Here is a 23405-nt window from a genome sequence, read left to right on the forward strand (position 1 = left end):
ACGATGTCCTCCTCCGCCATGCACATCGCGCGCACCGGGCTCGACGCCCAGGATACGCGCATGCGGGTCATCTCGAACAACCTCGCCAACGTCAACACGACGGGGTTCAAGCGCGACCGCGCCGCGTTCGAAACGCTCGCCTATCAGACGATCACCGCGCCCGGCGCGCAGTCGACGGCCGAGACGAAGTATGCGACCGGCCTCAACCTCGGCACCGGCGTGAAGGTGCAGGGCACCGCCCGCATCGACACGCAGGGGTCGCTGACGCAGACCGGCAACAGCTTCGACATGGCGCTGGACGGCGACGGCTATTTCCAGGTGCAGCTGCCCGGCGGCGATCTCGGCTACACCCGTGCCGGCAATTTCAACCGCAGCCCCGAAGGGCTGCTGGTGACGTCCGAAGGTTATCAGGTGATGCCCGGCATCACCGTGCCGACCAACGCGACGCAGGTGACGATCGGCACCGACGGCACCGTCACCGCGCAGGTGCCGGGCCAGACCGAAGGCACCAACATCGGCCAGATCCAGGTGGCGAGCTTCGCCAATCCGACCGGGCTGCAATCGACCGGCGACAATTACCTGAAAGAGACTGCCTCCTCGGGCGCCGCCAATCTCGGCATCGCCGGCGAGGATGGCCGCGGCCGGGTGCGGCAGGGCAATCTCGAAGCGTCCAACGTCAATGTCGTCGAGGAACTCGTCGACATGATCGAGACGCAGCGCGCCTATGAGGTCAATTCGAAGATGATCTCGTCCTCCGACGAAATGCTCAAATACGTGAACCAGAACCTGTAACATGGCATCCACACCCAACCCCTTCCGCCCCGGCGCCTTTCTGGCCGGACATTGGGCCGAGATCGTGCTCGCCGCGGCGTCCGGCCTGCTGGTCCTCGCCGCGCTCGCGCCCGGCCAGGCCGATGCCAGCGTCTTCGGCAAGAAGAAGCCGCCGGAGGATTTCACCGTCGTCCGCGCGCCGGTCGCACCCGCGCCCGCGCCTGCCAACGGGTCGATCTTTCAGGTCAGCGACGGCTATGCCGCGCTGTACGAGGGCTGGCGCGCCCGCCGCGTCGGCGATCCGCTGACGATCGTGCTGGTCGAGCGCACCGCCGCGTCGAAATCGTCGAGCTCGAAGCTTGATTCGAAGGGGCAGGGCAGCATCACGCTACCGACCACCGGCGCGCTCAACCTGTTCAACACAACCGATGCGACGCTGAGCGGCGGTCGTGGCTTCAACGGGCAGGGGCAGGCCGACCAAGCCAATTCGCTGTCGGGCGAAGTCTCCGTCACCGTCGCCGAAGTCTATCCCAACGGCACGATGCTGGTGCAGGGGCAGAAGCGGGTGACGCTCAACCGCGGCGACGAATTTGTCCGGATCAAGGGCATCGTCCGCACCGCCGACGTCGGCGCCGACAATCGCGTGCTGTCGACCCGCGTGGCGGATGCGCAGATCGCCTATACCGGCAAGGGCGACGTCGCCCGCGCCGGACGACAGGGCTGGCTGAGCCGCTTCTTCTCCGTCGTTTCGCCGTTCTGATGAACGGCTTGCCCGCCTCACCCGTCGTCGCCTTCGGCATCGTCGTCCTTTCCCGCCGGGAGAGGGAAGGGCCCCGCCCGACGCAGCAGGGCAGGAAGGGCGGGGGCGGCGTTAGCAACCCGCTAACCATTTCTGGCGCAGGTATCGTAACCATGTTCCGTTGTCTTTTCGCTTCGCTGATCGCGACCCTGTGCCTCGCCGCGCCCGCGTCAGCGGACCGCATCAAGGATCTCGGCGGGTTCCAGGGCATCCGTTCGAACCAGCTGACCGGCTATGGCGTCGTCGTCGGCCTGCCCGGCACCGGCGACGACAATCTCGAATATACCGTACAGTCGCTGAAGGCGGTCGCCTCGCGCTTCGGCCTGCAATTGCCGCCCGGTGCCAATCCGGGGATGAAGAACGCCGCGGTCGTGCTCATCACCGCCGAACTGCCGCCCTTCGCCAAGCCGGGCCAGCGGCTCGACATCACCGTCGCGTCGATGGGCAAGGCCAAGTCGCTGCGCGGCGGCAGCCTGGTGCTGACGCCGCTGCTTGGCGCGGACAACCAGATCTATGCGATGGCGCAGGGCAATCTCGCGGTCGGCGGGCTGGGTGCCGAGGGCGCGGACGGGTCGAAGATCGTCGTCAACGTGCCTTCGACCGGCCGCATCCCCGAAGGCGCCACCGTCGAACGCGCGGTCGCTACCGGGTTCGATTCGGCGCCGATGCTGACCTTCAACCTCGCCCGCTCGGACTTCACCACCGCGCAGAACGTCGCGCAGGCGATCAACGCAAAGCTTGGCTTTGGCACCGCGCAGGCGATCGACGGCGTGTCGGTCGCGGTGCGGGCACCGCCGGGCGCGGACACGCGCGCGACGCTGATGTCGATGATCGAGAATCTCGACGTCACCTCGGCCGAACCGTCCGCGAAAGTAATTGTAAATGCCCGCACCGGAACGGTCGTTATCAATTCTGCGGTCAGGGTGGGTCCTGCCGCGGTGACGCACGGCAAGCTGACCGTGCGCATCGACGAGAACCAGCGGATCAGCCAGCCGGCGCCGTTCAGTCAGGGCCAGACCGCGCTGGAGCAGAAATCCAGCGTGTCGGTCGAGGAGGAGAAGAAGCCGATGTTCCTGCTCAATCCCGGCCCCAAGCTGGCCGACGTGGTCAAGGCGGTGAACGCGATCGGCGCTTCGCCGGCCGATCTGGTCGCGATCCTCGAGGCGCTGAAGGAAGCCGGCAGCCTCAAGGCCGAATTGATCGTCCTGTGAGCGGGCTCCCGATCTCCAGCGTCGGCGGCATCTCCACCGACACGTCGCGGCTGAAGAGCGCCGACAACCTCAAGAAGGCCGGCCAGCAGTTCGAGGCGGTGTTCACCGGCATGATGCTGAAGAGCATGCGCCAGGCGAAACTGGCCGACCCGCTGTTCGATTCGAAGGCGCTCGACACCTTCACCGAGATGCAGGACGCCCGCGTCGCGCAGAGCATGTCGGAATCGACGCCGCTCGGCATCGGCAAGGCGATGACCGACTTTCTCGCGAAATCTCAAGCCGATCTTAACGAGTCCAAGGCAGATCCGCCGCAATGAGCGACATGTTGTCGATCGGCGCGTCAGGCGTCCGCGCGTACCAGACCGCGCTAGCGACCGTCGGCGAGAACATCGCCAACGTCGGGACGGTCGGCTATGCGCGCCGTGCGGTGACGCTGGCGGAGGTCGCCGGCGGCAGCGGATCGACCAACGGCTATGGCGCCGGCAACGGCGTCTACCTGCTGGGCGTCAACCGTTCGAGCGACATCTATTCCGCCGCGGCGCTGCGCGCCACGACCAGCGACCTCACCCGCACCACCAAGGGTGCGGAATGGCTCGACCGTATCCAGAGCGCGCTGACCGGCAACCAGCTGACGTCGCGCGTCACGTCCTTCTTCGGGTCGGCGCAGGCGTTGGCCGCGGAACCCGATTCGACCGCGCTGCGCACCGGCATGCTGAGCGCGGCCTCTTCGGCGGCGCTGGCGTTCACCGCGACCGGCAAGGCGTTCGACCAGGTCGATGCCGATCTGCAGACCGCGGGCACGCAGGCGGCGCAGACGCTGACCTCGCTCGGCAATTCGCTGACCAAGATCAACGAGGGGATCAGCCGTTCGCAGCCCGGCAGCACCGCTGCGGCGCAGCTGATGGACCAGCGCGATACGATCCTGTCGCAGATGAGCGAGATGGTCGATATCGACGTGCGGATGGACACGATCGGCCGCGCCACGGTCAAGCTCGGCGGCCCCGAGGGGGCGGCGTTCGTGCAGGGCGCGACGACGGGGACGGTCAGCTATTCGCGCAACCAGGACGGCACCGCCGCCTTTTCGGTGACGATCCGCGGTGAGGTGAAGGACGTCGCCGCCAACGGCGGCACGCTGGCCGGGATCACCGACGGCGCGCAGCGCGTCGCCGCGATCCGCCAGTCGCTGAATGCGGTCGCGGAAGAATTCGTGACCTCGGTGAACGACAATCAGGCCGCCGGCGTCGACCGCGCGGGCGTGGCCGGAAAGCCGATGTTCTCGGTCATCGGGGCCGCGACCAATATCCAGATCGACAAGGATTTCGACGACGGCAAGCTGATCGCCGCCGCCTCCGCCGCGACGTCGACCAAGCCGGCGGGCGGCGTGCGCGATTCGTCCAACCTGGCGGCGCTCGAATCGACGCGCGTCACCAAGGGGTTCGAGGCGTCGCTGACCACGCTGATCACCGGCAACGCCACCGCCTACAAGCAGAAGAACACGATCGCCGAGGCGCAGGCCGCGATCCGCGACGGCGCGGCGACCGCGCAATCGGTGGCGACCGGCGTCAACCTCGATTCCGAGGCGGTCGACCTGATCCGCTTCCAACAGGCCTATGCAGCGTCCAGTCGCGTGATCCAGATCGCGCGCGAGACGATGCAGACCATCCTCGACATACGGTAGGGCGCGCGATGCAGATCTCCACCAGCATGTTCTACGGCAATGCGTCGAACCGCATGGCCAAGATGAACGCCCGCGCATCGGACCTGATGACGCAGATATCGACCGGCAAGAAGACCATCAAGCCGTCCGACGATCCCGCCGCGTCGCAGCAGATCGCCGAGCTCGATCGCAAGGATGCCGACGCGGTCGTCTATGGCACGAACATGACGCTGGCCGGGTCGCTGCTCCAGCAGGCGGACAGCGTGCTGGGACAGATCGGCACGCAATTGACGCGTGCGACCGAACTGGCGACGCAGGCGGCGACCGGCACGCAGACCGACGCGACGCGCAAGATCATCGGCACCGAACTGAAATCGATCGTCGAATCGATGGTGGCGCTCGCCAATTCGAAGAACGTCCGCGGCCAGCCGCTGTTCGGCAATGCGGCGGGCGGCAAGGCGGTCACCGACAACGGCGACGGCACCTTCACCTTCGCCGCCGCCGAACCTGCGGTATCCGAGGTGCCGATCGCCGACGGGCAAAGCGTGCAGGCGACCGAAAGCGCCGAGCGCATCTTCAAGATCGGCGATACGGACAACGCGCTGGCGATGCTGTCGCGACTCGCGACCGCGCTGCAAGCCGGTGGCGACGTGTCGGACGTCACATCCGAGTCGCTCGACGCGCTGAGCGCCTCGACCGACCAGATCGCCGACGTCCAGTCGTCGGTGGGCGCGCGCGCCGCGCGGGTCGATCTGCAACAGCAATTGCTGACCACCGCCAACACCGACCGGTCCGAATTGCGCGGCCAGCTGGAACAGGTGGATGTCACCGAGGCGGTCGTCCAGCTGCAACAGCTCATGACCGCGCTGTCGGCGTCGCAGGCGAGCTTCAGCAAGCTCTCCAGCCTGTCGCTGTTCGATTACCTCAAGTAACGCGTCGCGCGGTACGGGGATGACGGGCCGCCCGCATCGGGGCGGGCCGGCGGCGCCGGCCGCGCGCCGGCCGGAGGGCCCGGTGAAAACCTTCGCGTCTGGTAACCACTTGTCTAGGAAATGCGGTTAACCCGGTGTCATCGGGTTGCCGGCATGCCGGCGAAAACGGGGTATCCCACAGTGTTTCCTGCCATCGGTCTCGTCGTCCTTCTCGGCATGGTGTTCGGCGGCTTCGCCATCACCGGCGGTGCGCTCGGCCCCGTCATGGAGGCGATCCCGCACGAGATGCTCATCATCGGCGGGGCCGCCGCCGGCGCGCTCATCATCGGCAATTCGGGCACCGAGCTGAAGGCGATGGGCGGTGGCCTCGCCAAGGTGTTCAAGGGACCGAAGTACAAGAAGCAGGATTATCTCGACGTCATCTTCCTCGTCAGCAAGCTGATGAAGATGTTGCGAATGGACGGGCCGATCGCACTCGAACCGCATGTCGAGGACCCCAAGTCGTCGGCGGTGTTCAGCGAATATCCGCGCCTGCTCGCCGACCACACGCTCATCAACCTGATCGCCGACACGCTGCGCCTCGTCGTGGTGTCGTCGGGCACGCTCGACGTGCACGCGGTCGAGGAGGTGATGGACCATTCGATCAAGACGCATCACCACGAGGTCGAGGGGCCGCACACGACACTGTCCAGCCTCGCCGATTCGCTGCCCGCGCTCGGCATCGTCGCCGCGGTACTCGGCATCGTGAAGACGATGGGATCGATCGACAAGCCGCCGTCGGTGCTCGGCGGGATGATCGGCTCGGCGCTGGTCGGCACGTTCATGGGTGTGCTGCTCGCCTATGGCATCGTGTCGCCGCTGGCCGGGCGGCTGAAGCAGGTGATCGACGCCGATGCCGCGATTTACGACGTGGTGAAGCAGATCATCATCGCCTCGCTCCACGGCCATCCGCAGCCGCTGGTGATCGAGGCGGCCCGTTCCGGCATCGCACACAAAAACCAGCCCGGCTTCGCCGAGGTCTTCGATGGCCTGCGCGGCAAGTAAGACAGGGGGCAGATAGACCATGGCCCGCGCCGCGCCTCACGGCACCAACCAGCCGCCCAAGATCGTCATCGTCAAGAAGATCATCGACGGCGGCCACGGCGGCCATCACGGCGGCGCGTGGAAGGTCGCCTATGCCGATTTCGTCACCGCGATGATGGCGTTCTTCCTGCTGTTGTGGCTGCTCGGGGCGACCACCGAAAAGCAGCGCAAGGGCATCGCCGACTATTTCGCGCCGACGCTGATCGACAAGAAGGTACTCGGCCTGGGCGGCAGCGGCGTGCTGGGCGGCGAATCGATCCTCAGCAACAACAAGCTCGGCCCCAAGGCGGCGGCGGCGCCGATCGCGTCGATCGGCATCCCTATGCGCGAGGCGGGCGGGCAGCGGAGCGGCACCGGTGACAAGGGATCGCTGCGCAATCCGGCGTCGATGCAGCTCGACCGGCAGGCGTTCCAGGCGATCAAGGATCAGCTCGAAAAGCAGATCAAGGGCTCGCCGCGCCTGGCGAAGCTGTCCAGCCACGTCCGCTTCGTGCCGACGCAGGACGGACTGCGCATCGATCTGGTCGACGATGCCGATTATTCGATGTTCGGGCTCGGCACGACCGCGCTGGATAGTAAGGCGTCGGAGCTGATCGGCATGATCGCGGGCACGATCGCGGGCACGCCCAACACGATCATGATCCGCGGCCATACCGACAGCGTGCCCTATGGCGATCCGCGCGCGATGAACAACTGGATGCTGTCCTCCGGCCGGGCCGAGGCGACGCGCCGCCGGCTGGCGCTGGGCGGCATTCCGGAAGCGCGGTTCGAACGGATCGAGGGCGTCGCGGACCGCGAGCCGATCATTACCGACGATCCGGGCGATCCCCGCAACCGCCGCGTCGCGATCACCCTGCTGTATCGCACGGGCGTGTTCGGCACCTGACCCGACGAACGAGGCGAACATGCGAACGCCCGGCGGAGCTGGTCTCCACCGGGCGTTTCGTCATGCGCCGGACGGCCTGCCCTGGGGGAGGCAGGCCCCGGTTTCAGGCAGTCTCAGGCTTCTGGCGTTTCCGTCGCGGGCTTGCGGCCACGGCGCGCGGCGGCAGCGGCATCGTCGCCCTTGCGGGCGCCGGGCTTGCGACCCAAGCCGATCTTCTTGGCCATCGCACGGCGGCTTTCCGAATAATTCTCGGCGACCATCGGATAATCGGGCTTCAGGCCATAGCGCTCGCGATACTCCGCCGGCGTCATGCCGTGCGTCGCGAGATGACGACGCAAGGTCTTGTAAGGCTTGCCGTCGATCATCGAGATGATGTGATCCTTCGACGCGAGAGACTTTCGCGCCGAAACCGCGGGCGTATATTCGGCGGCGGGCTGTACCTCTGCGGCGGGACCGGTCGCGCCAAGCAGCGCCGACACGGTGTCGTGCATCTTGCCGAGAAAGGCGGGAACCTCATCGGCGGACGTGCGGGTGTTGGGGTTGCCGAGCCAAGCAATCGTCAATTCGGTTGCAAGTTCGACGGCGTTCAGTTCGGACGTGTCATCAGTCATAGTTTGCTCCTTTGACCAACCACAGCCGTACGCCGACCAAATTGCGCGTCAACCCGTCGACACCGCAAAATTACGGATCGGCACGGTAAAAACAACATTATACCCCTGTATGAGAGGTTTCACGCGGGGAAATCGCGAGAAGCGACAGTAAAAACTGCGGTCATCGGGTTTAACGACAATACTGTCTTTACCCGAAACGGTTGCTTCGACCTGCGGCCGACAGGACATGCCGCACGTATGGCAGGCTGCCGCGATCACCGGTGTCCATCATGACGTCGTCCTGCTTCGGCGTGTTTCCGGACCGCATCTATCGCCGGTACAGTTGCGGCGATGTGTCCGACCTTAACGCCGCTCCCGATCCAGCAACGCGCGTTTGCGTGCGACGCCATAGGCATAGCCGCCGAGCCCGCCGTCGCTGCGGGTGATGCGGTGGCAGGGGACGACGACCGCCAGGGGGTTGCTGCCGCACGCCGTTCCTGCCGCACGCACCGCGCCGGGCCGGCCGGCGGCGGCGGCGAGTTCGGCATAGCTGCGCGTCTCGCCCGCGGGGATCGTCTTCAACGCCTGCCACACCGCCTCCTGGAACGCGGTGCCGCGCACGTCGAGCGGCAGCGCCGCGTCGCGCCCGGGCGACTCTACCAGCGCGACCACCTCGGCGGCCAGCGTCGCCAGCGCCGCATCGCTCGGCTCGATCGTCGCCAGCGGAAAGCGGCGGGCGAGCGCGGCCGCATCCTCGTCGAAGGCGACGCGGCACAGTCCCCGGTCGGTGGCCGCGACGAGCAGCGGGCCGAGGCTGGTCGCTGCCACCGTCCAGTGGATCGTCGTCCCCGCACCGCCGCGCGCCCAAGCACCGGGGCTCATCCCCAGTCGCCGCGCGCCGTCGGCGTAAAAGCGGCTGGCGGCACCATAGCCGGCCTCGTAGATCGCCCCGGTGACGCTGCCGTCGCGTTGCAGCGCCTCCGCCACGCGGCCGGCGCGCAGGCCGCGGGCATAGGCCGCTGGCGTCACCCCGGTCGCGCGCCGGAACAGGCGCAGGAAATGATGCCGCGCATATCCGACCTGCGCCGCCAGCGCCGCCAGCCCGATGCCCTCCTCCGCCGCCGCGATCAGCGCCACCGCCGCCGCGACCGCCCGGCTGTCGCGCGCGACCTCATCGGGCTTGCAGCGTAGGCAGGCGCGATAGCCCGCCGCCCGCGCCGCGGCACCGTCGGGCAGGAAGGTGACATTGGCGCGATGCGGATGGCGGGCGGGGCAGCTCGGCTTGCAATAGATGCCGGTGGTGCGCACCGCCGCGACGAAGGCGCCGTCCTGCGTCCGGTCGCGGGCGGCGAAGGCGGCCCAGGCCGCGTCCTGATCGATCATGGTCATGCCGCCGATATAGGCATTTCCGCGTGGCGCCTCATCCCGGCGGTTGCGATCAAAGTCCCGTACCCACCACCGGCGGCCGTGCGCGCATCGCGGCGACGTCCTGCGCGCCGGCCGCGAGCGCGCCGACCCGGCCCAGCCCCTTGCTGACCTCGCCTGCCGCCTTCGGAGCGAACAGCCGCGCCCGCGTATAACGGTCGCCCGCTTCGGCATAGCGACCCGCCGCCTCGGCGCAGAGCGCGAGGTTGAAGACGGTCGATCCGTGATCCCGCACCATCCGGTCGACCTCGCCGAAAGCGGCGCAGGCGGCGGCCGGGTCGCGCTTGGTCAGGCGCACCGCCTCCTTGAACCGGGCGGCGGCCGCTGCCGGCAGGCCGTCGGGCCGCTCCTGCACGCGGATCGTATAGATTTCGGCGTGCGGTGCGAGGTCGAGCCGCACCTCCGCGGCGACCGATTCGACGAAGCCGTGGACGACGCTGCTGACGTCGCTGGCGACGCCGCTGTCCTCGCACCAGTCGTGGCGGTCGTCGCGCGTCTTGCTGACCGCATAGGGCAGGCCGCCGCCGGTGCGCCGCATCAGCCGCAGGTCGGCGCGGAAATCGATCGCCCGCCGCACGCAGTCGACGCGATACTTTTCCTTGCGGACGCATTTGCCATCCTTCTTCTCGGCACAGCGTTCGCGCGTTTCGGTATAGTCGCTGTCCGCGACCGACACGTCGGTGTGCCCGGTCAGCATGCCGTCCGGGCGCAGGCTCGGCGGGATCAGCCGCACATGCGGCAGCCCGTCCGCGCCGAGCTTCGCCAGCCGCCGTTCGATCGCATCGGCGAGCTCCTCGCCGTCCGGCCCAGTGAATGCGCCGACCGCGATCGTCGGCGAAAAGCTCGCCTCGCGCACCTGCGCGGGAAAAATGCCCTCGACCCGCAGCGTCTCGGCAGCTGCCGACGATGCCAACACCATGCCGATCACCATCGCCGCCAGCCCGCGCATCGTGTCCGTCCTCCTGTCCGTCGGTCGTTACGCCGGCGATCCTGAACGGCGGCAACATGACGGTTCCGTCATCGTGCGACATCGGCCATACTTGCGCTTCCGCCGACCCCATGCTAGCCGCCCGCCACCCATAAAGGTGCGCTTTCGCGCGCCCTCTTCCCCATGGGCCAACATTCGGTACGAGGACTTCGACTCCGTGGAGACATCCGGCGGTATTCAGGCAAGCTTAGGCGGACGCTATGCGATCGCGCTGTTCGAGCTCGCGCGCGATGCGAAGACCATCGACACCGTCGAATCGAGCCTGGCGGGCATCCGCGACGCGCTGGCGCAGAGCGACGATCTGCGCGCGCTGACCGCGAGCCCGCTGGTCGCCCGCGGCGCCGCGGTGAAGGCGGTGCTCGGCGTCGCCGACAGCCTCGGTATCGATGCGACCACCCGGAATTTCCTCGGCGTCCTCGCCGAGAACCGCCGCCTCGGCCAGCTGCCCGCGATCATGCGCGCCTTCCGCCAGCTCGCCGCCCGCCATCGCGGCGAGGCGACCGCCGAGGTGACCAGCGCACACCCGCTGACCGACGAACAGCTCGGCGACCTGAAGCAGCAGCTGCGGACCCGCATGGGCCGCGAGGTGTCCGTCGACCTGTCGGTCGATCCGGAGCTGCTCGGCGGCCTCGTCGTCCGCATCGGTTCACAGATGATCGATTCGTCGATCCGCACCCGTCTCAATACTCTCGCGCACGCGATGAAGGGCTAACTCACGATGGATATCCGCGCCGCAGAAATCTCGAAGGTCATCAAGGACCAGATCAGCAACTTCGGCACCGAGGCCCAGGTCACCGAGACCGGCCAGGTGCTCAGCGTCGGCGACGGCATTGCGCGCATCTACGGCCTCGATAACGTCCAGGCGGGCGAGATGGTCGAATTCGCCAACGGCGTGCAGGGCATGGCGCTCAACCTCGAGGCCGACAACGTCGGCGTCGTGATCTTTGGGTCGGACGCGCAGATCCGCGAAGGCGACATCGTCAAGCGTACCGGCACGATCGTCGACGTTCCCGTCGGCAAGGGCCTGCTCGGCCGCGTCGTCGATGGCCTCGGCAATCCGATCGACGGCAAGGGCCCGATCGTCGCCGAGAAGCGCAGCCGCGTCGAGGTCAAGGCGCCGGGCATCATCCCGCGCCAGTCGGTCAGCGAGCCGATGCAGTCGGGCCTGAAGGCGATCGACGCGCTGGTGCCGGTCGGTCGTGGCCAGCGCGAGCTCATCATCGGCGATCGCCAGACCGGCAAGTCGGCGGTCGCGATCGACACCTTCATCAACCAGAAGACGGTCAATCAGGGTTCGGACGAATCCAAGAAGCTGTATTGCGTCTATGTCGCGGTCGGCCAGAAGCGCTCGACCGTCGCGCAGCTCGTCAAGACGCTCGAAGAGAATGGCGCGATGGACTATTCCATCGTCGTCGCCGCGACCGCGTCGGAGCCGGCGCCGCTGCAGTTCCTCGCGCCCTATACCGGCACCGCGATGGGCGAATATTTCCGCGACAACGGCATGCATGCGCTGATCGTGTTCGACGATCTGTCGAAGCAGGCGGTCGCCTATCGCCAGATGTCGCTGCTGCTGCGCCGTCCGCCGGGCCGCGAAGCCTATCCGGGCGACGTCTTCTATCTGCACAGCCGCCTGCTGGAGCGCGCCGCCAAGATGTCGGACGCCAATGGCGGCGGTTCGCTGACCGCGCTGCCGATCATCGAGACGCAGGCGGGCGACGTGTCGGCGTACATTCCGACCAACGTGATCTCGATCACCGACGGCCAGATCTTCCTCGAAACCGATCTGTTCTTCGCGGGCATCCGTCCGGCGATCAACGTCGGCCTCTCGGTCAGCCGCGTCGGCTCCGCCGCGCAGACCAAGGCGATGAAGAAGGTGTCGGGCAGCATCAAGCTCGAGCTGGCGCAGTACCGCGAGATGGCGGCGTTCGCGCAGTTCGGCTCCGACCTCGACGCCTCGACGCAGCGCCTGCTTAACCGGGGCGCGCGCCTGACCGAACTGCTCAAGCAGGCGCAGTTCTCGCCGATGCCGTTCGAGGAGCAGACCGCGTCGATCTTCGCCGGCACCAACGGCTATCTCGACAAGGTCGCGGTTACCGACGTTGTTCGCTACGAAGCCGCGATGCTCGCCGATCTGCGCGCCAACCACGCCGGCGTCCTCACCAAGATCCGCGAGACGCGCGATCTCGGCGACGAGGCCAAGTCGGGGCTCAAGGCCGCGCTCGACCAGTTCGCGAAGACCTTCGCGTAACATGCATTAGCCCTCGCCCTCTCCCCGAGGGGGAGAGGGAGAAGAAGGACAACAATGGCGTCGTTGAAGGCCCTCAAGGTTCGGATCAACTCGGTCAAATCGACCCAGAAGATCACCAAGGCGATGAAGATGGTCGCCGCCGCCAAGCTGCGCCGTGCGCAGGAGGCGGCGCAGGCCGGGCGTCCCTATGCCGAGCGTCTGGAGGCGGTCGTCGCCAGCCTGTCGCGCCAGCTCGCCGGCGGCGCGGGCGTGTCGCCGCTGCTGTCGGGCACCGGCAAGGACCAGGTTCACCTGCTCGTCGTCGCGACGTCGGAGCGCGGCCTCGCGGGTGCGTTCAACGCCAACATCGTCCGCGCCGCCCGCCGCAAGGCGGAGGAGCTGACCGCGCAGGGCAAGACCGTGCGCTTCTATCTCGCCGGCAAGAAGGGGCGCGTGCTCAAGCGCTTCTACCCGAACGGCATCGTCGCCGATCACGAGCTCGGCCAGCACAAGACCCTAGGCTTCACCCAGGCACGCGAGATCGCCGACGACCTGCTCGCGCGCTATGCCGCGGGCGAGTTCGACGTTGCGCACCTGTTCTACGCCAAGTTCGTCTCGGCGCTGGTGCAGGAGCCGGTCGGCCAGCAGATCATCCCGGTGCCGGTCCCTGCGGTGGCGCAGGCACCCGCAACCGGCGCCAGCGCGGTCGTCGAATACGAGCCGGACGAGGAAGGCATCCTCGCCGACCTGCTGCCGCGCAACGTCGCGATCCAGATCTTCCGCGCGATGCTCGAAAACGCCGCGTCGGAACAGGGCAGCCGCATGAACGCGATGGACAATGCCACCCGCAACGCGGGCGACATGATCAATCGCCTGTCGATCCAGTATAACCGCACGCGTCAGGCCGCGATCACGACCGAACTGGTCGAGATCATCTCCGGCGCCGAAGCGCTCTAACGAATCCGAAGCAGGAAGAACCGCCATGGCAACCGCCGCAGACGACATCCGCCCGACGCAGAACACGGGCAGCAGCAACACCACCGGCACGATCGCGCAGATCATCGGCGCCGTCGTGGACGTGCATTTCCCGGACAACCTGCCCGCGATCCTCTCGGCGCTCGAGACGGACAACAACGGCAATCGTCTGGTGCTCGAGGTCGCGCAGCATCTCGGCGAGAACACCGTCCGCACGATCGCGATGGACGCGACCGAGGGACTGACCCGCGGCCAGACCGTCCGCGACACCGGCGCGCAGATCAGTGTGCCGGTCGGCCCGGCGACGCTCGGCCGCATCCTCAACGTCATCGGCGAGCCGATCGACGAGCGTGGCCCGGTGCAGACCGACCTGCGCGCGCCGATCCATGCCGACGCCCCCCTGTTCGTCGACCAGTCGACCGAGAACGCCATCCTGGTGACCGGCATCAAGGTCATCGACCTGCTCGCGCCTTATGCGAAGGGCGGCAAGATCGGCCTGTTCGGCGGCGCCGGTGTCGGCAAGACCGTGCTGATTCAGGAACTCATCAACAACATCGCCAAGGGCCATGGCGGCACCTCGGTGTTCGCCGGCGTCGGAGAGCGTACCCGCGAGGGTAACGACCTCTATCACGAGTTCCTCGACGCGGGCGTCATCGCCAAGGATGCCGACGGCAATCCGGTCAGCGAAGGGTCGAAGGTCGCGCTGGTGTTCGGCCAGATGAACGAGCCGCCGGGCGCCCGTGCCCGCGTCGCGCTGTCGGGCCTGACCATCGCGGAATATTTCCGCGATCAGGAAGGGCAGGACGTGCTGTTCTTCGTCGACAACATCTTCCGCTTCACCCAGGCGGGCGCCGAAGTGTCGGCACTGCTCGGTCGCATCCCGTCGGCGGTGGGCTATCAGCCGACGCTGTCGACCGACATGGGCGCGCTGCAGGAGCGGATCACCTCGACCAACAAGGGCTCGATCACCTCGGTGCAAGCCGTTTACGTCCCCGCGGACGATCTTACCGATCCGGCCCCGGCGACCTCCTTCGCCCATCTCGACGCGACGACCGTGCTCAACCGCGCGATCTCGGAACTCGGCATCTATCCGGCGGTCGACCCGCTCGATTCGACCAGCCGCGTCCTCGAACCCCGCGTCGTCGGCCAGGAGCATTACGACACCGCGCGTGCGGTCCAGTCGCTGCTCCAGCGCTACAAGTCGCTGCAGGACATCATCGCGATCCTGGGCATGGACGAGTTGTCCGAAGAGGATAAGCTCACCGTGACGCGCGCGCGCAAGATCCAGAAGTTCCTCAGCCAGCCGTTCCACGTCGCCGAGGTCTTCACCGGCATCAGCGGCAAGTTCGTGCAGATCGAGGACACCGTCCGCTCGTTCAAGGCGGTCGTCGACGGCGAATACGATCACCTGCCCGAAGCGGCCTTCTACATGGTCGGCGGCATCGACGAGGTCGTCGCCAAGGCCGAGAAGATGGCGCAGGAAGCGTAATCTGGAGGAATGAGCCCCTCCCCTTCAGGGGAGGGGTAGGGGGGTGGGGCGTGTCTCACCGAGACTTGAGCTCGTGTCTCCCCCACCCCGACCCCTCCCCCGAAGGGGAGGGGCTTAGGATAGAAAAACATGCTCCACTTCGAACTCGTCACGCCTGAAAAGCTCGTCCGGTCCGAGGACGTGTACATGGTCGTCGTCCCCGGCACCGAAGGCGACTTCGGCGTGCTCGAGGGCCATGCCCCGCTGATGTCCACCGTCCGCGACGGCGCGCTGTCGGTCTATCGCACCGAAGGCGGCCAGCCCGAGACGATCGCGATCCAGGGCGGCTTCGCCGAGGTCAATGTCCGCGGCCTGACCGTGCTGGCGGAACAGGCGGCGTAACGGCGCGCTGACCGCCGGAGGATTGCTGGATCACCCTCCGGCCAACCGGTTGAGGGAACGGGCGGAATCGGGTGGGGATGTCCTACCGCCCGCAAAGCGACCAAAGAGCCGGGGACATCCGGCTTTTTCTCATCGATACAGATATGGAAACAAAGATCCGTGAACGTTTCCGTTCAGGTGTTCATGTTGTCCATGTTGCCCCTATCGATTACGCCGCGAACAGCGACGCGCCCTTCTTCACCACCGTTACGCCCGCCGCGTCGGTCACCGCATAGGTGAACCCCGGCAGCAGGCAGAAGGCGCCGACCTCGCCCTTCGGCGACAGTGCCAGAAACCCGACCTGCGTCCCCTTGATTGCATCCCCGCGCAACCGGGCGATATGGCGGACGACCTCCTCGCACGCCGCCTGTGCCGACAGGCCGGCGCGCATCGAGGCGACGACGCGGGCGGTGCCGGAGACGCGGGTGACCTCCTCGCCGAGGCCGGTGGAGGTGGCGGCGCCGACCCCCGCCTCGACGTACAGCCCCGCGCCGACCTGCGGCGAATCACCGACCCGGCCGCGCATCTTGAACGCCATGCCCGACGTCGTGCACGCCCCCGCCATCCGCCCGTCGGCGGTCCTTGCGAGCAGGCCGATGGTGTCATGATCGAGCGCCCCGCCCCGAACGCCACGGGGCGAAAGCGCGTTCTCGATGTTCGCGACCGGTCTGTATTGCGAGGTCTTGAGCCAGTCGCGCCACGCCTTCTCCGCTTCGGGGGTCAGCAGGTCGACCTTGGGGAACCCGTGATCGCGCGCGAAGCGGGTCGCACCCGCACCGACGAGGAAGGTGTGCGGCGTCTTCTCCATCACCCGCCGCGCGACCGAGATGGCGTGGACGGTATCCTCCAGCGCGGCGACCGCGCCGACCCCGCCGGCATCGTCCATGATCACCGCATCGAGCGTGACGTGGCCGTCGCGATCGGGATAGCCGCTATAGCCGACCGAATGGTTGTCCGGGTCCGCCTCCGGCACCATGCCGCCGGCCTCGACCGCGTCGATCAGGCTGCCGCCGGCCTTCAGCCGGGCAAAGGCAGCATCGTTCGCCGCCGCGCCGAAATCCCAGGTCGATACGATCATCGCGCCGCTTGCCGCCGGCGCCGCGCCCGCCAGCGATGCGACGCCCGCGGTCGCTGCCGCCCCGCCCAGAAAGCCACGCCGCGTCGTCATCCGCCATTCCCCCATTGGACCGGTATTGGTTCCTACAGGAAGTTATACGGATCGACGTCCACCGTCACGCGCGCTTTCGCCGGCCAGTCCAACGCGCCCAGCCAGTCGCGGATGACATCCTGCACGTCGAGCGCGCGACGGGCATGGACCAGCAGCCGATAGCGATGCCGCCCGCGCAGCATCGCCAGCGGCGCGGGGGCCGGGCCATAGACCGCCATGCCGTCCACCTGCGGTGCGCTGCGGGCGACAAGTTTGGCGATCTCGTTGGCGCAGGCCTGGTCCTCCGACGATATGACGATCGCGGCATAGCGGCCGAACGGCGGCGCGCCGGCATCGCGCCGCGCCTCGGTCTCCGCTTCGTAAAAGGCGTCGGCGTCGCCGGTGATGAGCGCCTGCATCACCTGCGCCTTGGGGCTGTGCGTCTGGATGAAGACATGGCCGGGCTTAGCGCCGCGGCCGGCCCGGCCCGATACCTGACGGATCTGCTGGAACGTCCGCTCCGCCGCGCGCAGGTCGCCGCCCTCCAGCCCCAGATCGGCGTCGATCACGCCGACCAGCGTCAGGTTGGGGAAATGGTAGCCCTTGGTGACCAATTGCGTGCCGACGACGATGTCGATGTCGCCCGCTTCCATCCGCCCGACGAACTCCGCCGCCTTGGCCGGCGACCAGATCGTGTCCGAGGTAACGACCGCGGTCTTCGCCTCGGGGAACAGCGCCGTCACCTCGTGGGCGATGCGCTCGACCCCGGGACCGCAGGCGACAAGGCTGTCCTCTTCCTTGCACTCCGGGCAGGCGCGCGGCGTCGGCATGACATGCCCGCAATGGTGGCACGCCAGCCGCCGCGTCAGCCGGTGCTCGACCATCCAGGCGGTGCAATTGGGGCATTGGAAGCGGTGGCCGCAGGTCCGGCATAGCGTCAATGGCGCGTAGCCGCGACGGTTGAGGAACAGCAGCGACTGCTCGCCCTTTGTCAGCGTCTCCTCCAGCGCTGTCACCAGTCTGGGCGCGATCCAGCGGCCGCGTTCGGGGGGATGCTGGATCAGGTCGATCGGCTCGATCGTCGGCATCTCGGCCGGGCCGTAGCGACCGGGTAGCTTCAGCTCGGCATAGCGGCCGAGCGCGACCTGCTGGCGCGTCTCGATCGCCGGGGTGGCGCTGGCGAGGATCACCGGGCAGGCTTCGAACTTGCTGCGCATGACTGCGACGTCGCGGGCATGGTAATGTACGCCCTCCTCCTGCTTGAAGCTGGTTTCGTGCGCTTCGTCGACGACGATCAGCCCGAGGTTGCGATAAGGGAGGAACAGCGCCGACCGTGCGCCGACCGTCACCAGCGCCTCGCCGCCGGCGATCGCGCGCCACGCCCGGCGCCGCTGGGTCGAGCGCAGGCCCGAATGCCACGCGACGGGTTCGCAGCCGAACCGGTCGTGGAAGCGCTTGAGGAAGGGTTCGGTCAGCGCGATCTCGGGCAGCAGGACGAGCGTCTGGCGCCCGGCACGGATCGCCTCCGCCACCGCCTCGAAATAGACTTCGGTCTTGCCCGACCCGGTGACGCCGTCGAGCAGCGTCGGGGCGAAGGCGTGGTCGGCGACGTTGGCGACCAGAATATCCGCCGCCGCCTGCTGCTCGCCGGCGAGCGTCGGCGGGCCGAAGGCGGGGTCGGGGTGCGGGAACGGGCTGTCGATGTCGACCTCGACCGCCTCGATCGCGCCCGCCTTCACCAGCCCGCGGATCACCGCGTCGCTGACGTCGGCGATCGCGGCGAGTTCGCGGATCAGGCCCTGGCGGTCACCGATCCGCTCCAGCGCCTGCTCGCGCTGCGGCGTCAAGCGCGGGGGGACATGGCCGGTGACGCGATATTCGGTGACGGTCCGCGCGCCCTCCAGCGCCGAGGTGGAGGCGAGCGCCATCCGCACCACCGACGCAGGGGGCGCGAGATAATAGGCCGCGGTCCATTCGATCAGCCGGCGCAGCGGCGCGGCGAGCGGCGGCACGTCGACCAGCCCGAGCAACGGCCGCAGGCGATTGTCGCCGACTTCGGCGTCGGAGGGCAGGCGTTCGGGTTCCCACACCACGCCGAGCAGCTGCCGCGGGCCGAGCGGCGCGATCACGATCGATCCCGGCTCGACCGCCATGCCCGCGGGCACGCGATAGTCGAGCGGGCCGAGCGCGGAATTGAGGACGAGGACGCGGGCGCGCGAGGACATGCCGCCCCATATGGGGGCTGGCCGAGTCGAGGTGAAGCGGCAGTTTGGGCGTCAGGCGGCGCGGGCGACGGTCGAGCGCCGCCGCCCGACGCGGGCGCGCTTGGCGGCGTAGAGCCGCGTGTCGGCGCGACGGGCGAAATCGCGCAGCGAATGGCATTCGTCGTCGAAGGTCGCGATGCCGATCGATCCGGCGCTGGTCATGGTGATGCCGTTCGCCTCTACCGAGACGCGCAACGCCGCCTCGACGTCGATCCCGAACTGGTCGGCCTGCGCGACGATCTGCGGATCGTCGATGATGATCGCGAATTCGTCGCCGCCGATGCGCGCGGCGAAACAGTTGCGCAGCCATGGCTGCGACAATGCCATGCCGGTCAGCCGCAGCACGTCGTCGCCGGCATCGTGGCCGAGGGAATCGTTGATGGTCTTGAAGCCGTCGAGGTCGATCAAGGCCAGCATCAGCGGCGATCCGTCGCGCCGCGCGGTGCGCATCGCGCTGTCGAGTTCGCGGTCGAAGGCGGCGCGATTGGCGATGCCGGTGAGCGCGTCGGTATCGGCGGAGCGCCGCAATTGCGTCTCGAGGCCGTGCCGGTCGGTGATGTCCTGGAACACGCCGACCAGCGCGAGGACGACGCCGTCGCGGCTTTCCGTCTCGCAGGCGGCGCGGACGCGGCGCAGGCGGCCGTCGGCGGTGATGAGGTCGCCCTCGAACTCGAACGGCTCGCCCGTCGCGATCGTGTTGCGGATCCGGGCCGTCACGTCGGCGCGCGCCTGCGGCGGGTAGAAATCGAGCGCGTGCGACAGCGCCGGCATGTCGCCGACCGCGAGGCCGTGGATGCGATAGACGTTGTCGGACCATTCCAGCACCTGGTCGGCGACCGACAGCCGCCACGATCCGATCATCGCGATCCGTTCCGCCTGGCGGAAGATACGATCCTTGCTGGCGAGCCTGCCGACCAGCGCTTCGCCCGCGGTGGCGATGCGCATCGCCTCCAGCGCGGTGCGGCGGGCGGCGATTAGCGCCTCGGCGAGGCTGGCGAGGTGGCGGAGCGCGGCGTGGCCCGCGGCATTGAGCGAGCGTGGACTGTCGTCGAGAACGCAGAGCGTGCCGACCGGCTGGCGGACGCCATGGCCGTCGGCGACGTGGATCGCGGTGCCGGCATAGAAGCGCTTGCCGGCATCCACCACCAGCGGATTGTCCCGGAAGCGGTCGTCGTCGCTGAGGTCGTCGACGATCAGCGGCACGTCCTGGCGGATCGTGCGGTCGCAAAAGGCGATGTCGCGATCGAGTTCGGTGATGCCCGGGGTGGTGGTCGCCTTGATCCACAGCCGGTTGCGGTCGATCAGCGTGATCATCGCGGTGGGGCAGCCGAGCAATTCGGCCGCCAGCGCGACGAGCGCGTCGAATTCCTTCTCGGGTTCGCTGTCGAGCAGCGCCAGCGCATGCAGCGCAGCCAGCCGACTCGCCTCGTCGTACAGCGTATCGGTGAGAGACGTTACCGGATGCGTCATCGCTAACCTGATGGAGGATAAGGGTTAATATGTCCCTTCCCGGGTTTCCGGGGGGCGCGCATAAGGGGGCGTGACGAACGATCCCACCCCGCCGGTGTCGATGCAATGGGCGGCGCATCTGGCGCGCGACCGCCGGCGATCGGCGCACACCGTGCGCGCCTATCAGGCGACGGCGGAGCGGCTGGTCGCCTTCCTCCAGACGCATTGGGGCGAGCGGGTGGATGCAGCGGCGCTGGCGCGCGTCACCCCGGCCGACCTGCGCGCGTTCCTGGCGGCGCGGCGCGGCGGGGAATCGGGCGGGGGATTGGGCAATGCCTCGGCCGCGCGCGAGCTGTCCGCGGTGCGCGGCTTCCTCGCCTTCGCTGCGCCAGACGCGCCGCCGCCGCGGGTGCACGGGCCGCGGGTGAAGAAGGGCGTGCCGCGCCCGATCTCACCCGACGAGGTGCTGGCGCTGGCCGGGGAGGTGGCGGACGAGGCCGCCGAGCCGTGGATCGGCGTGCGCGACTGGGCGGTGCTGCTGCTGCTGTACGGCGCGGGGCTGCGCATCGGCGAGGCGATCGCGCTGCCCGCGCGGGTGCTGCCGCTCGGCGAGACGCTGATGGTGACGGGCAAGCGCGACAAGACGCGGGTCGTGCCGCTGCTGCCGCAGGTGCGTGCCGCTATCGAGGGCTATGTGGCGCAGGTGCCGTGGGCGCTCGACGCGGACGCGCCGCTGTTTCGCGGCGCGAAGGGCGGGCCGCTGTCGCCGGGCATGATCCGCAAGGCGGTGCAGCGCGCGCGCGGGCGGCTGGGGCTGGGCGAGCGGACGACGCCGCATGCGCTGCGGCACAGCTTCGCGACGCATCTGCTGGGGCGGGGCGCCGACCTGCGCGCGTTGCAGGAGCTGCTCGGCCATGCCAGCCTGAGTTCGACGCAGGTCTATACTGCGGTCGATGCGGCGCACCTGCTCGACGTCTATCTCAACGCCCACCCGCGAGCGTGATCGAGGCCGGCCGTAGGGCCGATCGACATTCAGATGATGACGTGCCGAAAACGGTGGTTTTGCGTGACCCGGAGCGCAGCGTATTACCGGTACGTGAGCACCGGAAGCGCGCGAAACCGCCGTTTGCAGGCCGTCAGGGCTGAATGTCGATCAGCCCTGGCGTTCGCGCGGCTTCCATGTCGCGACGCGCCACAGGTAGCCGCCGATCATCAGCACGGTCAGCGCGATGGCGAGCGGGCCGACGTAGCGGTCGAGCTGCTCGAACCGCGAGCCGAGATAGAGGCCCGCGGCGGCCAGGATGCTGTTCCAGATCAGACTGCCGGCAAAGGTCCAGACGAGGAAGCGCCACAGCGGCATGCAGGTGATGCCCGCGGGCAGCGAAATGATCGTGCGGAACGTCGGCATGAAGCGGAAGACGAAGACGACCCAGCCGCCGCGGCGGACGAAGAACCGGTGGAGCCGTTCGACGTCGTCCCATTCGAGCGTCAGCCAGCGGCCGTGCCGGTCGACGAAGGGGCGGAAGCGGGCGTAGCCGATATGGCGGCCGACGTAATACCAGAAGTAATTGCCCGCCGTGGTGCCGGCGGTGCCCCAGAGCACCAGCGGCACCATCGCCATGTCGCCGCGCGCGACCGCCATGCCGCCGAGGCCCATGATGACCTCCGACGGGATCGGCGGCACGATATTTTCCAGCGCCATCAGCAGGAAGATACCGAAATAGCCGCCCCAGGCGATCCCGTTGAGGATGAATTCGGTCATGTCGGGACGGGTAACGGCGGGGGCGTCGGCCCCGTTCCGTCAGACCTGCGCGGGCAGCGGCAGCTTGCGTTCGATCGCATCCCAGATCAGGCCGGCGACATCGGTGCCGTCGAACCGCTCGATCGCGACGATGCCGGTGGGGGAGGTGACGTTGATTTCGGTCAGCCATTCGCCGCCGATCACGTCGATGCCGACGAACAGCAGGCCGCGACGCTTGAGTTCCGGGCCGAGAACGGCGCAGATCTGGCGTTCCCGGTCGGTCAGTTCGGTCTTCACCGCCGATCCGCCGACCGCGAGGTTGGAGCGGATCTCTCCCTCTCCCGGCAGGCGATTGATCGCGCCGACGACCTCGCCGTCGACCAGCACGATGCGCTTGTCGCCCTTGGCGACGGCGGGCAGGAACGCCTGCACCATATGCGGCTCGCGCCAGGTCTGGTTGAACACCTCGATCAGCGCCGACAGGTTGGCGCCGTCGCTGCCGACGCGGAAGATCGCCTTGCCGCCGTTGCCGTGGAGCGGCTTGACGACGATCTCGCCATGCCGGGCGAGGAAGGCGCGCGCTTCGTCGAGGCTGCGGGTGATGAGCGTCGGCGGCATGAACTGCGCGTAATCGAGCACGAACACCTTTTCGGGCGCGTTGCGGACGCTGCGCGGGTTGTTCACCACCAACGTGCGGTCGGCGATCCGTTCGAGCAGGTGCGTCGCGGTGATATAGCCGAGGTCGAAGGGCGGGTCCTGCCGCATCAGCACGACATCCGCCTGTTCGCCGAGATCGAGCGTGACCGGCGCCTCGAAGCGGAAATGGTCGCCCGCGACGCGCTGGACGGTGACCGGATGCGCCTTCGCCCAGACGCGGCCGTCGGCGTAGTTGAGGTCCTCGGCGGTATAATGGAACAGGCTGTGGCCGCGCGCCTGCGCAGCGATCATCAGCGCGAAGGTGGAATCGCCGGCGATGTTGATGCTGTCGAGCGGGTCCATCTGGACGGCGACGGTGAGGGACATGGACGCACTCGCAGGGTTGTTGGTCTCGGGTGCGGACTTAGGGTCGCGGGGAACGGATGTCACCTGCGCCGGGGTTTTGCGGCCCGAAGCTTTGGTTCGCGTCGGGGTGTCCGTGTGGAGACGCGAAGAAAGGGGCAGTTCGCGCAGAGGCGCGGAGGACGCAGAGGGATCGTTCCCGGCGTGACAAGCTCCCGATCATCGAGGGGGGAAGGGAACGGGCCGTCGCATGGGCGGCCTCGATCAAACCTCCGCGCCTCCGCGCCTCCGCGCGCAACCCATCTTCTCCGCGTCTCCGCGAGAAGCAAACCCCTTCGCGCCTTCGCGTGGA

Annotated in this window: 22 protein-coding genes; 14 read left to right on the forward strand and 8 right to left on the reverse strand. The window is 68.1% G+C overall.

The window, feature by feature from the left end; translation table 11 throughout:
• The first annotated feature begins 3 nt into the window (after positions 1-3).
• From flgG to AC1RTO_RS08855, 8 genes are all read left to right on the forward strand, one after another.
• Positions 4-792: a flagellar basal-body rod protein FlgG gene (gene flgG / locus AC1RTO_RS08820; RefSeq protein WP_493160505.1), complete on the forward strand. Its 789-nt coding sequence runs from the start codon at positions 4-6 to the stop codon at positions 790-792.
• A 1-nt stretch (position 793) separates the two neighbouring features.
• The gene (locus AC1RTO_RS08825) at positions 794-1531 is read left to right on the forward strand and encodes a flagellar basal body L-ring protein FlgH (protein ID WP_493160506.1); all 738 of its coding nucleotides are present in this window, start codon (positions 794-796) and stop codon (positions 1529-1531) included.
• Positions 1532-1683: 152 nt separating this feature from the next.
• Positions 1684-2781 (forward strand): flagellar basal body P-ring protein FlgI, encoded by a 1098-nt coding sequence (locus AC1RTO_RS08830; RefSeq protein ID WP_493160507.1) that lies wholly within the window; start codon positions 1684-1686, stop codon positions 2779-2781.
• Positions 2778-3098, forward strand: a complete 321-nt coding sequence (locus AC1RTO_RS08835; RefSeq protein WP_493160508.1) for a rod-binding protein — start codon at positions 2778-2780, stop codon at positions 3096-3098. Before AC1RTO_RS08830 ends, AC1RTO_RS08835 begins: the two co-directional genes overlap by 4 nt.
• Positions 3095-4459 carry a flagellar hook-associated protein FlgK gene (flgK, locus tag AC1RTO_RS08840; RefSeq protein ID WP_493160509.1) on the forward strand — a complete coding sequence of 455 codons (1365 nt, stop codon included), beginning with the start codon at positions 3095-3097 and terminating at the stop codon, positions 4457-4459. Before AC1RTO_RS08835 ends, flgK begins: the two co-directional genes overlap by 4 nt.
• An 8-nt stretch (positions 4460-4467) precedes the next feature.
• Complete coding sequence (locus AC1RTO_RS08845; protein ID WP_493160510.1) at positions 4468-5370, forward strand: flagellin N-terminal helical domain-containing protein; 903 nt, start codon at positions 4468-4470, stop codon at positions 5368-5370.
• Between the two features lie 180 nt (positions 5371-5550).
• The gene (gene motA / locus AC1RTO_RS08850; RefSeq protein WP_293874629.1) at positions 5551-6414 is read left to right on the forward strand and encodes a flagellar motor stator protein MotA; all 864 of its coding nucleotides are present in this window, start codon (positions 5551-5553) and stop codon (positions 6412-6414) included.
• 19 nt (positions 6415-6433) lie between these two features.
• A complete protein-coding gene (locus AC1RTO_RS08855; protein ID WP_493160511.1) occupies positions 6434-7339 on the forward strand; it encodes a flagellar motor protein MotB in 906 nt (301 codons plus the stop codon).
• 113 nt (positions 7340-7452) lie between these two features.
• Here the strand turns inward: AC1RTO_RS08855 and AC1RTO_RS08860 are convergent, their stop codons facing one another.
• The 3 genes from AC1RTO_RS08860 to AC1RTO_RS08870 all read right to left on the reverse strand — a co-directional run bounded on the left by AC1RTO_RS08860 (position 7453) and on the right by AC1RTO_RS08870 (position 10303).
• Complete coding sequence (locus tag AC1RTO_RS08860; protein WP_493160512.1) at positions 7453-7950, reverse strand: Ros/MucR family transcriptional regulator; 498 nt, start codon at positions 7948-7950, stop codon at positions 7453-7455.
• 342 nt (positions 7951-8292) lie between these two features.
• Entirely contained in the window at positions 8293-9318 is a 1026-nt protein-coding gene (locus AC1RTO_RS08865) for a methylated-DNA--[protein]-cysteine S-methyltransferase (protein WP_493160513.1), read from the reverse strand.
• A gap of 49 nt (positions 9319-9367) precedes the next feature.
• On the reverse strand, positions 9368-10303 hold the full coding sequence (locus tag AC1RTO_RS08870; RefSeq protein WP_493160514.1) for a hypothetical protein: 936 nt from the start codon (positions 10301-10303) through the stop codon (positions 9368-9370).
• A 196-nt stretch (positions 10304-10499) separates the two neighbouring features.
• Between AC1RTO_RS08870 and AC1RTO_RS08875 the strand changes: the two genes are divergently transcribed.
• The 5 genes from AC1RTO_RS08875 to AC1RTO_RS08895 all read left to right on the forward strand — a co-directional run bounded on the left by AC1RTO_RS08875 (position 10500) and on the right by AC1RTO_RS08895 (position 15414).
• The gene (locus AC1RTO_RS08875; protein WP_493160515.1) at positions 10500-11054 is read left to right on the forward strand and encodes a F0F1 ATP synthase subunit delta; all 555 of its coding nucleotides are present in this window, start codon (positions 10500-10502) and stop codon (positions 11052-11054) included.
• Between the two features lie 6 nt (positions 11055-11060).
• Positions 11061-12590 (forward strand): F0F1 ATP synthase subunit alpha, encoded by a 1530-nt coding sequence (gene atpA, locus AC1RTO_RS08880; RefSeq protein WP_493160516.1) that lies wholly within the window; start codon positions 11061-11063, stop codon positions 12588-12590.
• A 54-nt stretch (positions 12591-12644) separates the two neighbouring features.
• The gene (locus AC1RTO_RS08885) at positions 12645-13526 is read left to right on the forward strand and encodes a F0F1 ATP synthase subunit gamma (protein ID WP_294138552.1); all 882 of its coding nucleotides are present in this window, start codon (positions 12645-12647) and stop codon (positions 13524-13526) included.
• Between the two features lie 25 nt (positions 13527-13551).
• The gene (atpD, locus tag AC1RTO_RS08890; protein ID WP_294138551.1) at positions 13552-15033 is read left to right on the forward strand and encodes a F0F1 ATP synthase subunit beta; all 1482 of its coding nucleotides are present in this window, start codon (positions 13552-13554) and stop codon (positions 15031-15033) included.
• A gap of 129 nt (positions 15034-15162) precedes the next feature.
• Complete coding sequence (locus tag AC1RTO_RS08895; RefSeq protein WP_493160517.1) at positions 15163-15414, forward strand: ATP synthase F1 subunit epsilon; 252 nt, start codon at positions 15163-15165, stop codon at positions 15412-15414.
• A gap of 208 nt (positions 15415-15622) precedes the next feature.
• Here the strand turns inward: AC1RTO_RS08895 and AC1RTO_RS08900 are convergent, their stop codons facing one another.
• Genes AC1RTO_RS08900 through AC1RTO_RS08910 form a run of 3 tightly spaced genes read right to left on the reverse strand, consistent with a single transcriptional unit; the run spans position 15623 to position 20334 of the window.
• Positions 15623-16621, reverse strand: a complete 999-nt coding sequence (locus AC1RTO_RS08900; protein WP_493160518.1) for a glycosylasparaginase — start codon at positions 16619-16621, stop codon at positions 15623-15625.
• Between the two features lie 32 nt (positions 16622-16653).
• Positions 16654-18825 carry a primosomal protein N' gene (locus AC1RTO_RS08905; protein WP_493160519.1) on the reverse strand — a complete coding sequence of 724 codons (2172 nt, stop codon included), beginning with the start codon at positions 18823-18825 and terminating at the stop codon, positions 16654-16656.
• Between the two features lie 51 nt (positions 18826-18876).
• Positions 18877-20334, reverse strand: coding sequence for a diguanylate cyclase domain-containing protein (locus AC1RTO_RS08910; RefSeq protein ID WP_493160520.1), 1458 nt, complete (start codon positions 20332-20334; stop codon positions 18877-18879).
• A gap of 100 nt (positions 20335-20434) precedes the next feature.
• Here AC1RTO_RS08910 and AC1RTO_RS08915 point away from each other — a divergent pair, with 100 nt between their 5' ends.
• Positions 20435-21316, forward strand: a complete 882-nt coding sequence (locus AC1RTO_RS08915) for a tyrosine recombinase XerC (protein ID WP_493160830.1) — start codon at positions 20435-20437, stop codon at positions 21314-21316.
• A 150-nt stretch (positions 21317-21466) separates the two neighbouring features.
• Here the strand turns inward: AC1RTO_RS08915 and AC1RTO_RS08920 are convergent, their stop codons facing one another.
• Entirely contained in the window at positions 21467-22075 is a 609-nt protein-coding gene (locus tag AC1RTO_RS08920; protein WP_493160521.1) for a DedA family protein, read from the reverse strand.
• Positions 22076-22114: 39 nt separating this feature from the next.
• Positions 22115-23077, reverse strand: a complete 963-nt coding sequence (gene gshB, locus AC1RTO_RS08925; protein ID WP_493160522.1) for a glutathione synthase — start codon at positions 23075-23077, stop codon at positions 22115-22117.
• Positions 23078-23405: the final 328 nt, after the last annotated feature.

Source organism: Sphingomonas sp. GW821-FHT10F09, from assembly GCF_058809195.1.

Coding starts and splice junctions, on each gene's coding strand:
- AC1RTO_RS08865 (WP_493160513.1), bottom strand. CDS start 9,318: ATGACCATGATCGATCAGGACGCGGCCTGGGCCGCCTTCGCCGCCCGC.
- AC1RTO_RS08915 (WP_493160830.1), top strand. CDS start 20,435: ATGCAATGGGCGGCGCATCTGGCGCGCGACCGCCGGCGATCGGCGCAC.
- AC1RTO_RS08830 (WP_493160507.1), top strand. CDS start 1,684: ATGTTCCGTTGTCTTTTCGCTTCGCTGATCGCGACCCTGTGCCTCGCC.
- AC1RTO_RS08920 (WP_493160521.1), bottom strand. CDS start 22,075: ATGACCGAATTCATCCTCAACGGGATCGCCTGGGGCGGCTATTTCGGT.
- AC1RTO_RS08870 (WP_493160514.1), bottom strand. CDS start 10,303: ATGCGCGGGCTGGCGGCGATGGTGATCGGCATGGTGTTGGCATCGTCG.
- AC1RTO_RS08825 (WP_493160506.1), top strand. CDS start 794: ATGGCATCCACACCCAACCCCTTCCGCCCCGGCGCCTTTCTGGCCGGA.
- atpA (WP_493160516.1), top strand. CDS start 11,061: ATGGATATCCGCGCCGCAGAAATCTCGAAGGTCATCAAGGACCAGATC.
- flgG (WP_493160505.1), top strand. CDS start 4: ATGTCCTCCTCCGCCATGCACATCGCGCGCACCGGGCTCGACGCCCAG.
- flgK (WP_493160509.1), top strand. CDS start 3,095: ATGAGCGACATGTTGTCGATCGGCGCGTCAGGCGTCCGCGCGTACCAG.
- gshB (WP_493160522.1), bottom strand. CDS start 23,077: ATGTCCCTCACCGTCGCCGTCCAGATGGACCCGCTCGACAGCATCAAC.
- atpD (WP_294138551.1), top strand. CDS start 13,552: ATGGCAACCGCCGCAGACGACATCCGCCCGACGCAGAACACGGGCAGC.
- AC1RTO_RS08855 (WP_493160511.1), top strand. CDS start 6,434: ATGGCCCGCGCCGCGCCTCACGGCACCAACCAGCCGCCCAAGATCGTC.
- AC1RTO_RS08860 (WP_493160512.1), bottom strand. CDS start 7,950: ATGACTGATGACACGTCCGAACTGAACGCCGTCGAACTTGCAACCGAA.
- AC1RTO_RS08905 (WP_493160519.1), bottom strand. CDS start 18,825: ATGTCCTCGCGCGCCCGCGTCCTCGTCCTCAATTCCGCGCTCGGCCCG.
- AC1RTO_RS08910 (WP_493160520.1), bottom strand. CDS start 20,334: ATGACGCATCCGGTAACGTCTCTCACCGATACGCTGTACGACGAGGCG.
- AC1RTO_RS08895 (WP_493160517.1), top strand. CDS start 15,163: ATGCTCCACTTCGAACTCGTCACGCCTGAAAAGCTCGTCCGGTCCGAG.
- AC1RTO_RS08845 (WP_493160510.1), top strand. CDS start 4,468: ATGCAGATCTCCACCAGCATGTTCTACGGCAATGCGTCGAACCGCATG.
- AC1RTO_RS08900 (WP_493160518.1), bottom strand. CDS start 16,621: ATGACGACGCGGCGTGGCTTTCTGGGCGGGGCGGCAGCGACCGCGGGC.
- AC1RTO_RS08885 (WP_294138552.1), top strand. CDS start 12,645: ATGGCGTCGTTGAAGGCCCTCAAGGTTCGGATCAACTCGGTCAAATCG.